4 protein-coding genes are annotated in these 2,590 nt (G+C 67.9%); all 4 read right to left on the reverse strand.

Annotation, left to right across the window (positions count from 1 at the left end; genetic code table 11):
• Positions 1-58: 58 nt before the first annotated feature.
• Entirely contained in the window at positions 59-1,279 is a 1,221-nt protein-coding gene (locus tag O0J73_RS22140) for an ATP-binding protein (protein ID WP_006444180.1), read from the reverse strand.
• 54 nt (positions 1,280-1,333) lie between these two features.
• Positions 1,334-1,672, reverse strand: a complete 339-nt coding sequence (locus tag O0J73_RS22145; RefSeq protein ID WP_308309651.1) for a flagellar protein FlgN — start codon at positions 1,670-1,672, stop codon at positions 1,334-1,336.
• The gene (flgM, locus tag O0J73_RS22150; RefSeq protein ID WP_006444133.1) at positions 1,669-1,974 is read right to left on the reverse strand and encodes a flagellar biosynthesis anti-sigma factor FlgM; all 306 of its coding nucleotides are present in this window, start codon (positions 1,972-1,974) and stop codon (positions 1,669-1,671) included. Before flgM ends, O0J73_RS22145 begins: the two co-directional genes overlap by 4 nt.
• A gap of 75 nt (positions 1,975-2,049) precedes the next feature.
• Positions 2,050-2,590 (reverse strand): flagellar basal body P-ring formation chaperone FlgA (gene flgA / locus O0J73_RS22155; protein WP_308309652.1); only part of this gene is annotated, 541 nt, incomplete at its 5' end.

Below are 2,590 nucleotides of genomic sequence, written 5' to 3' on the forward strand. Positions count from 1 at the left end.
CCCCATGCAAGCAGGTACCGCGAGGCAGCCGGCCAGCGGCCGGCACTACCCCAAGCCGTCAGCGCGGCTGCTTCACCGGCAGCACCACGCGGAAGCGCGAGCCGACGCCCGGGGTACTGTCCAGGTCGATGCGGCCGTGGTGCTTGTTGATGATGCTGTAGGAGATCGACAGGCCCAGCCCGGTGCCGCTGCCCACCGGCTTGGTGGTGAAGAACGGATCGAAGATGCGCTGGCGCAGTTCCGGCGAGATGCCGCCGCCGGTGTCTTCGAACTCGACCCAGACATGATCGCCATCAACGCCGGTGCGCACGGTGATGGTGCCGCGCTCGGCGATGGCGTGGCCGGCGTTGAGCAGCAGGTTCATGTAGACCTGGTTCAGTTCCGACGGCAGGCACTCCACCAGCGGCAACTGGCCGAACTCGCGCACCAGGGTGACCTTGTACTTGAGCTCGTTCCAGATGATGTTGATGGTCGATTCCAGGCCCGCATGCAGGTCGACCAGCTTCCACGACTCATCGCGACCGGAGTAAGAGAAGTCCTTCAGGTCGCGCACGATGCGGGTGACCCGCTCGATGCCCTCGCGCGACTCGGCCATCAGCTGCGGCAGGTCGCGGCTGATGAAATCGATGTCGAGGCGGTCACGGATATCGTCGATCTCCGGAATCAACGCCTTCGGATCCGGCGCACGCAGGGCGCGCTCGTAGGCCTCGATCACGGTGAACAGGCTGCGCAGGTATTCCTGCAGGCTGCCCAGGTTGGAGTGCACGTAACCGATCGGGTTGTTGATCTCGTGCGCCACACCCGCGGCGAGCTGGCCGATCGAGGCCATCTTCTCCGACTGCAGCAGCTTTTCCTGGGTGCCGTTGAGGCGCAGGTAGGCCTGGCGCAGTTCGGCGTGGCGCTGCTGCAGCTCGCGTTCGTAGTCTTCCTGCCCTTCGATGTGGCGGAACAACGCCAGGAAGTGCCCTTCGCCAACCGGGCCGTGGTGGTACAGGTGGGCGATGACCACGCCCTCGCCCAGCGGCAGGCTGCCGTTCCAGTGACCATGCTGGCGCGCCTGCTCCAGCGCGTCGGGCGGCAACAGTTCACGCAGGCGCTGCGGCGGCGGCAATGCGCCGTCTTCGCCGTTGGCCAGCAGGTTCTGCGCGGCCGGATTGGCCAGGGCCACCTGCCCGTCCTCGGTGAACAGCAGCAGGCCTTCGCGCAGGCGCTCAAGCAGCGCCTGCAGCACCGGCTGCGGCGGAAGGGGGGCGGTAACCAGGGCGTTGGCAGCGGACACGGCAACTCGGGGCGTTCGAACAGGCGCCCAATATACGCGGTCACGCGGCGGGCTTCAGCCCGCAGGGAGGGGGCGGCGGGCGGTGACCGTGTGCGACTGGCCCTTGGCGTCGTAGGCCGAGGCGTCTTCGGTACGGCCCAGCTGGCGCAGCGCCCAGTTGACCTCACGGCGGCGGCGCGACAGCAGCACACCGTTGGCCCGGTTGCGTTCGGCCAGTTCCTGCAGCTGTTCGCCCTCGCCGACCGGCGGTGCGCCTTCCAGCGCACGCAGTGCTTCCAGCTTGGCGCCGGTGGCACGGATCAGGGCGTGCACGTCGTGCTCGACCAGGGCCTGGCGCTCAACGTCCAGGGCCTGGGCGAGACGCTGCAGCGGCTCGCTCATCGCTGCGGTCATCCCTGCAGCTGCTGGTCCAGATCGAGCATGCGCGAAGCGATCGCGTCCGGATTGATCTTGTAGGTGCCGTTCTGCAGCGACTCGCGCACGGCGGCCACGCGCTGGGCGTCGATCGCCGGGGCGGTGGTCAGCTCACGCTCGATGGCCTGCAGATTGGTGGCCTCGCCGGTCAGGCGCAGGCTGTCGGCGGCCTCGACCGGGCGTGCCGGCGAATCGCTGCTGACGCCGGGCTTGCTGGCCGGGGTCGTCACGCTGCGCAGTGCCTGGGGGACCTGCAGGTTGCCGTCGATTTTCTGGCTCATGGGGTGTCCTGGAGTTGCCGTTCACAAGGGATAACGGCCGCTGGGCCGTGATCTTTAGGGATATTCTGCGGTAATTCAACGCGCCACGATTACGTCACCTGCGGCATCGACCGTGCCCTGCACGATCCTCCGCGAGGACAGGTTCTCCACCGAGACCCGTTCATTCTCGCCCGCGTCACCCATCGCACGGCCGGCAATGCGCACCTCGACCGAGCCGCGACGCGACACCAGGGCCACATTGTCTCCTCGCTTGATGAGACGCTGCACCACCAGGTCGTTGTTCGACAGCAGGGCCCCGGCCTGCAGCGGACGGCGGGCAATGCGGCCGATCGCCGCGTTGGGATCGGCCAGCACCGCACCGGCAATCCGGGCAGCATCACGCTGGGCAGTGGTGATATCGGCGGCGGTGAGGGTTTCTCCAGTGCCGATTCCGCGATTGAGCACCAGCACGGTCTGGTTGCGCCGTACCTTCACCGGCACGAACAGGCGCCAACCGCCTGCATCGGGACAGCTGACCTCCACCGTGGTGTTGGCAGTGGGCTGCACCTGCAACGCACCGCCACACTTCGGCAGGCGCAGCGCGTCGGCCACCTGGGCCTCGCCTTCGCGGCCGGCC

The sequence above is a fragment of the Stenotrophomonas sp. Sm6012 genome, from assembly GCF_030985895.1.
Lineage (GTDB): Bacteria > Pseudomonadota > Gammaproteobacteria > Xanthomonadales > Xanthomonadaceae > Stenotrophomonas > Stenotrophomonas forensis.